We start from the raw sequence: 6,000 nt of genomic DNA on the forward strand, positions 1-6,000 counted from the left end.
CGTCGAGACCGCCCCGTCGAGACCGCCCCCGTCGAGACCGCCCCGTCGAGGCCGGTGCCGTCGAGGCCGGACGATCGGTGACCGGGGGCCGGTGAGCGGGGCCGTCGGCCGGTGAGCGGGAAGGCGGACGCTCAGCTCCAGGGCAGCGCGCCGCGGGTGGACCAGTAGCCTGCCGGTTCCTCGGCCAGCCCGGCGAGCCGCTCGTCGAGTTCGGCGTCCCAGCCGACGTCGGCCGCGGCGAGGTTCTCCCGCAACTGGACGGCCGAGACCGCGCCGCTCAGCACCGTACCGGCCCACGGGCGGGCCAGTACGGCCGCCAGCGCGAGCGCGTCCGGGGTGACGCCCCGCTCGCGCGCGGCGGTCGCGAGCGCGGCGGGCGCCGCGCGGGCGGTCAGCCGTCCGTTCGCCACGCCCTCCTTGACGATGACGCCCAGGCCCGCCCGGTGCGCCCGCGCGAGCGCCTCGCCGGCCGAGCGCTCCAGCAGGTTCCACGTCGACTGCACGGTGTCGAAGACCCCGGTGCCGACCGCCCGGTCGATCGTCTCGGCCTGGTCCGGCCCGCTCGTCGACAGGCCGACCGCGACCCCCTCGGCCCGCAGCGCGCGCAACCCGTCGAGCACGTCCTCGTCGTCGAGCACGCCGCTCTCCGCCGTCGCCGAATGGATCTGGTAGAGCGACAGATGCTCGCCGAGCAGGGCGCGGGTCTGCTCCAGCTGGGCGCGGAACCGGTCGGCGGTGAGCTCCTTCACCTCGTGCCGTCCGGCGTCCATGCGCCAGCCGCCGACGTAGGCGTACCCCCACTTGGAGCCGATGGCGACCGCGTCCGGGGCGATGTCGCGCTCGCGCAGCCAGCCCGCGAGGAACTCCTCGGCCCGCCCGTACGAACGTGCGGTGTCGAGGTAGCGCACGCCCGCGGCCCACGCGGCGTCCAGCACGGCCCAGGTACGCTCCCGCATCGCGGGGACGTCGCGATCGCCGCCGAGGTCCTCGGTGCGGCCGAGCGTGATGTAGGCGGGACGGCCGAGGGCGGCCAGCCCCAGGCCGATCCGCGTCACGGCCGGGCCGCTCAGCCCCGGCGGTCGCCGGACCAGCGCGTTCATGGCGCCAATATAGCGACCGCCGCCGCCGGGGCCGTCTCGGAGTCCTCGGCGCGCCACGCCGTGGATCTTCCTTGACAGACATACCGGTGGAACCTACGTTCGAATCCGAGGTTCGCGCTTCCGGGGTAAGGCGGGCCGACCAGGCGTAACGGTCAAGGCGCCGGTGGTGCGTCACGTCAGGCGGCGTGCCGCCGCGTCACGGCGTCACGGCGTCACGGCGTCACGGCGATGCGGCGATGCGGCGCGGTGGTCTCTCGCGGCGGACGGGGACGGAGGGAGACGGCCATGCGGGGTGTGCTTCTCGCGATCGGTACGCGCAAGGGCCTGTTCCTGGCCCGTTCCTCCGGCGCCGGCCGGTTCGAGGTCGATCCGGTCCGGTTCTCCACGATCGGGGTGCCCTCGGTCGCGATCGACACCCGCGGCCGGGTGCCCCGGATCCTCGCCGGGATCGAGTACGGCCACTTCGGCCCGTCCGTGCTGCGGTCCGACGACCTCGGTGAGAGCTGGCAGGAGGGCGGCGGTGTTTCAGGTGCTCGGAGGGCTCCGGGGCCGGGTGCGTCCGGTGCGTCCGGTGCTCCGATCGCCTTTCCCGAGACCGCCGCGACGGCGCTCACCCGCGTCTGGCAGCTCCAGCCGTCCGCGTCGGAGCCGGACGTGGTCTGGGCCGGCGCCGAGCCGGGGGCGCTGTTCCGCTCCGAGGACCGTGGCGCCACGTTCTCGCTGGTGGAGGGATTGTGGAACCATCCGCACCGGTCGCGGTGGGAGCCCGGCCTGGGAGGGCTCTGCCTGCACACCGTCCTGGTCCACCCCGGCGACTCCAAGACCATGGTGGTCGCGGTCTCCGCGGGAGGGGTCTACCGCACCGAGGACGGCGGCACCTCCTGGCGGGCGGCCAACCGGGGGATCCGCGCCCCCTTCCTCCCCGAGGGCGCGCAGTACCCCGAGTTCGGGCAGTGCGTGCACAAGATGGACATGCACCCGTCCCGTCCCGAGCGGCTCTTCCTGCAGCACCACGGCGGCGTCTACCGCAGCGACGACTTCGGCGACTCCTGGGTCCCCATCGGCGCCCCCCTCCCCTCGGACTTCGGCTTCCCGCTGGTCGTGCACCCCGACCGGCCCGACACCCTCTACGTCTTCCCGCTCCGGAGCGACCAGGACCGTACGCCGCCCGACCACCGCTGCCGGGTCTTCCGCAGTGACGACGCGGGCGGATCGTGGCGTGCCCTGGACCGGGGGCTGCCCGCCGGACCGGCCCATGCCTCCGTGCTGCGCGACGCCATGTGCGCCTCGGCGGGCGGGGTGTTCTTCGGCACCCGCGACGGAGAGGTGTACGGCTCGTGGGACGACGGGGAGAGCTGGTTCCCGGTCGCCGACCACCTGCCCGACGTGCTGACCGTGCGGGCCGCCGCGATCTGAGCGCGTCACGGTGAACGTGTGAGCCGCGTGACGGCTCCCGGTCCGCTCCCCGGCGCGTGGCCCGGTTCCCCTCGTCCGCCTCCCGTCGGCGCCTTCCGGTTCCCGGCGTGACCGCCCGGTCGCCGCCGTCCGGTTCCCGCCTTCGGCGCGGACCGGTCTTTTTCAGCGTTCCCTGATCTTCATTTCGAAGGGGCCGTTTCACCCATCCCGCTTCCTTAATCCTCCAATTCATACAATTTCCGGACTTTTGCTGATGTGACGGCAAAAAGTAGGAAATAACTGCTTCTTGGAAACGCGGAAGATGCTCGGCCGGAGTGCTCGTGGAGGGCGCATGAGAAAGTGGGGAGCCGCGGTCGTCGCGGTGCTGGTGATACTCGTCACGGGTGTGGCGAGCGCGCAGGCGGTGGCCAAGGACGCGTACGAGATCTGGCTGGTCGACCAGTCCAACAGCGCGGGTCTCGCCCATGGCGGCACCGTTCACGTGTACTCGGGCGACGACGTCACCGGCCGGCTCTCCGCCGCCCGGCCCGCGCACGTCATCGATCTCGGCGGCGCCACCTCCGCCCTCTGCCTGGCGAGCACCGGCAGCGTCCCGGTACGCCCCCACATGATCGTTTTCAACAAGGCCGACACCCACGCCGCACTCGCCTTCGTCGCCAGCGGTCACGTGGTCGTCTTCGACGCCGCCACCCGCGCCCCGCTGGCCTGCCTGCGCACCGAACCCGGGGCGGGCGGGGCCCGGCAGGCCCACGCCGTCTGGCCCACCGAGGACGACAGATACCTGATCATCGCCAACCAGAACGGCAAGAAACTGGAGCGCATCGCCACCGACTACGCCTCCGGCGTCTTCACGGCGCAACCGGCCGCGACGCTGGACATGGCCGGGTGCGTCACGCCGAACGGCCTGCCCTGCCAGGCCCCGGGCATCCGGCCGGACAACGCGCCGATCTGCCCGTTCATCGCCTCCGACAACGGCCCGGTCTTCGTCAGCCTCCGCGGCGGCGGGCTGCTCGTGGTCGACTGGCGCACCACGCCGATGTCGATCGTGGGGGAGTACGACACGACCAGGATCCCGGCCAACGGCTGCGGCTTCATCGAGGCGGCGGGCACCGTCTTCGGGAACGGCGGCGGCGGCGCGCCCGGCAACCTCGACCAGTTCAGCGTCTTCCGGCTGCCGATGAGCGGCTACTCGCCGGCCGCGCCGCCGAACACCCCGGCCGTCCAGCGGCTCTTCGACGACGACTCGCCCGAGCGCGACGCCCACGGCGTGCTGGTCGCCGGCGACGAGCGCCACGTGTGGGTCGGCGACCGCGACGCCAACGTCGCCGAGGTCTTCAACGGGGTGAGCGGCGCCCACGTCGGCACCGTCGACCTGACCTCCCCGTTCAGCGCGGACCCCACGGTCGACCTCTTCGCGGTCTCGCCCGACGAGAAGTGGGCCTTCGCCTCGACGCGCGGCCCGAACCCGCTCTCCGGCGACCCGCACTCCTCGCACGGGACGGACCCCGGCATGCTCATCCTCAAGCTGAACGGCAACGGCAAGAAGGGCAAGGTCGAGGGCCTGGTCCCGATCTCCAACCTCGACTCCTCCGGCGTCCAGCGCGCCGACGCCCACGGCATCCGGATCCGCCGTACGGGCTGACCGTCGCCCGGCCCGCCCGGCCCGTCGCCCGGACCGCCGTCAGACCCGCCGGACGGCGGACCGGGCGGGCCGGGTGGACCCGGGGGGGCGGGGACGGGACCGTCAGCCGGCCCGGACGCTCAGCGTGAGGTCGCGTTCCAGGACGCCGGCGAGCCGCTCGCGCTCGGCCTCCAGCTTCGCGCGGGGCACGTCGCACTCCTTCCACACCGTGACGGACAGGACGTCCTTCTCGGCGGCCCAGGTGCCGCAGACCCGGCCCCCGCTCACCACCACCGGCGAGATCCATCCGGCCGCCCTGCTGACCTCGCCGCGTCGTGACGGGGGGATCACGGCGGCCTCCCCGGTGCCGGGGCCCAGCACGTACTGGTCGAAGGCCGGAAGCAGGCGCACCGCGCCGGTGGGCACGGCCGCGCCCAGGTCGTCGAGGTCCTCGGTCCGCGCGTAGGCGTCCCGGCCCTCGATCTCGACCGCGGTGATCCGGTCGCCCAGCGCGGCGACCCACGAGCGCAGGTCGGCCTTTCTGAGGGCGCCGCGGTAGAGCCACTTGTCGAAGCTCTCGACCGGCGCGGGACCGTAGGCGGCCAGGTAGGCCGGGATCACGATCGCGGCGGCCTCGACGGGGTCCGGCAGCCCCGGCCACGCGGGCAGGTAGGTGTCGGGCCGGGTGAAGGTGACCGAGGTGCCGTCGGCCGGCCCGTGGCAGAGCACCCCCTGGAACGCCAGTGGTTTGAGCACGGCGCCCCAGCCGGAGCGCAGGTGCTCGGCGATGCTCTCGTCGCCGGTCGCGTCGATCACCCGGGCGGTCAGATCCTCGCGGGTGAGCACCGCGCCGTCCAGGGCGCGGTGTGCCGCCTCGCCGATGGCCTCCAGCCGGTCCCCGGTGACGAAGGCCCGCTGCCAGGACGCCTTCTCCCAGCTACGCGTCGACGCCAGCAGGCTCAGGTAGGCGGCGGCCTCCTCGACGGGCAGCAGGTGCAGCGTGCCCCGCATCGCCCAGGTCTTCATCAGCCGCCCGCCCGCCAGCGCCTCCTCCACGCTCTCGCGCCGCGGCCTGCGCTGCCGGACCCCCACGGCCGTCCGGGCGGAGGAGGCGACCTGCGCCTGCACGCCGCACAGGCGGCTCACGATCGCCACGGGATCGTCGGTCTCGGGTCTCTCCAGCATGTGCCTGTTCATCCGCCAGGCGAGGACGCCGTCCCAAGTGATCTTCACGCGGTCTCCTGGTGCGAGGGGGGCGTGCCGGACGGGCGGCGCCCGTGGGGCCGCCGGACGACACCGCGGCGCGTTCCCCGGGACCGGCCGGGATCAGTGCGCCGCCAGGCGGTTCGCCTCGTCCTTGGAGACGCCGTAGGCGGCCCCGCAGAACGTGCACTGCGACTCGTACCTGCTCCGGACCGGGAACAACGGGATGAAGAACAGGCTGAACTTGGTGACCCGCCTGGTGAGCACCTGAGCGGCGGTGTTGCCGCAGTTGGGACAGGTGCGGGTCAACACGCCGAGACGGTGGAGAGCGGTACGGAAACCGAAGATGAAGAACATCCTGAAGAACTACCCCCTTCCAGGCGGGTATGCCTCCACCTCGGACGATCGGCGTGTCCGCGGGTCCGAGGGCGGGTGGCGGTGGACCGGGATCGACGAAGCGGGTGTGATCAATGGATCGTTCCACAAAAGGGTGTTCCCGGCCTTTCCCGGCCTTTCCCGTCCCCGGGGACGCCCCGTCTCACGCCCCCTGCCCTCCCGGTCGCCTCCGTCGACCGGGAGGGCAGGGCGACCGTCACCGGCCTCCCCGCGGGAATCCGTGTCGTCGACGCCCCGTCCCCCCGGCTCTCCGCCGTCGACGCC

5 protein-coding genes are annotated in these 6,000 nt (G+C 73.3%); 2 read left to right on the plus strand and 3 right to left on the minus strand.

Features of this window, described 5'->3' with window-relative positions:
• Positions 1-131: 131 nt before the first annotated feature.
• On the minus strand, positions 132-1,100 hold the full coding sequence (locus AB0G16_RS23240; protein ID WP_362808478.1) for an aldo/keto reductase: 969 nt from the start codon (positions 1,098-1,100) through the stop codon (positions 132-134).
• A 285-nt stretch (positions 1,101-1,385) separates the two neighbouring features.
• Between AB0G16_RS23240 and AB0G16_RS23245 the strand changes: the two genes are divergently transcribed.
• Positions 1,386-2,516: an exo-alpha-sialidase gene (locus AB0G16_RS23245; RefSeq protein WP_362808481.1), complete on the plus strand. Its 1,131-nt coding sequence runs from the start codon at positions 1,386-1,388 to the stop codon at positions 2,514-2,516.
• Positions 2,517-2,847: 331 nt separating this feature from the next.
• The gene (locus AB0G16_RS23250) at positions 2,848-4,158 is read left to right on the plus strand and encodes a hypothetical protein (RefSeq protein ID WP_362808484.1); all 1,311 of its coding nucleotides are present in this window, start codon (positions 2,848-2,850) and stop codon (positions 4,156-4,158) included.
• A gap of 102 nt (positions 4,159-4,260) precedes the next feature.
• On the opposite strand, the gene AB0G16_RS23255 is transcribed toward AB0G16_RS23250, so the two are convergent.
• Positions 4,261-5,370 (minus strand): winged helix DNA-binding domain-containing protein, encoded by a 1,110-nt coding sequence (locus AB0G16_RS23255; RefSeq protein WP_362808486.1) that lies wholly within the window; start codon positions 5,368-5,370, stop codon positions 4,261-4,263.
• A gap of 93 nt (positions 5,371-5,463) precedes the next feature.
• A complete protein-coding gene (locus tag AB0G16_RS23260) occupies positions 5,464-5,652 on the minus strand; it encodes a zinc-ribbon domain-containing protein (protein WP_362808489.1) in 189 nt (62 codons plus the stop codon).
• Between the last annotated feature and the right edge of the window lie 348 nt (positions 5,653-6,000).

The organism is Streptosporangium sp. NPDC023615 (assembly GCF_040640155.1).
Lineage (GTDB): Bacteria > Actinomycetota > Actinomycetes > Streptosporangiales > Streptosporangiaceae > Streptosporangium.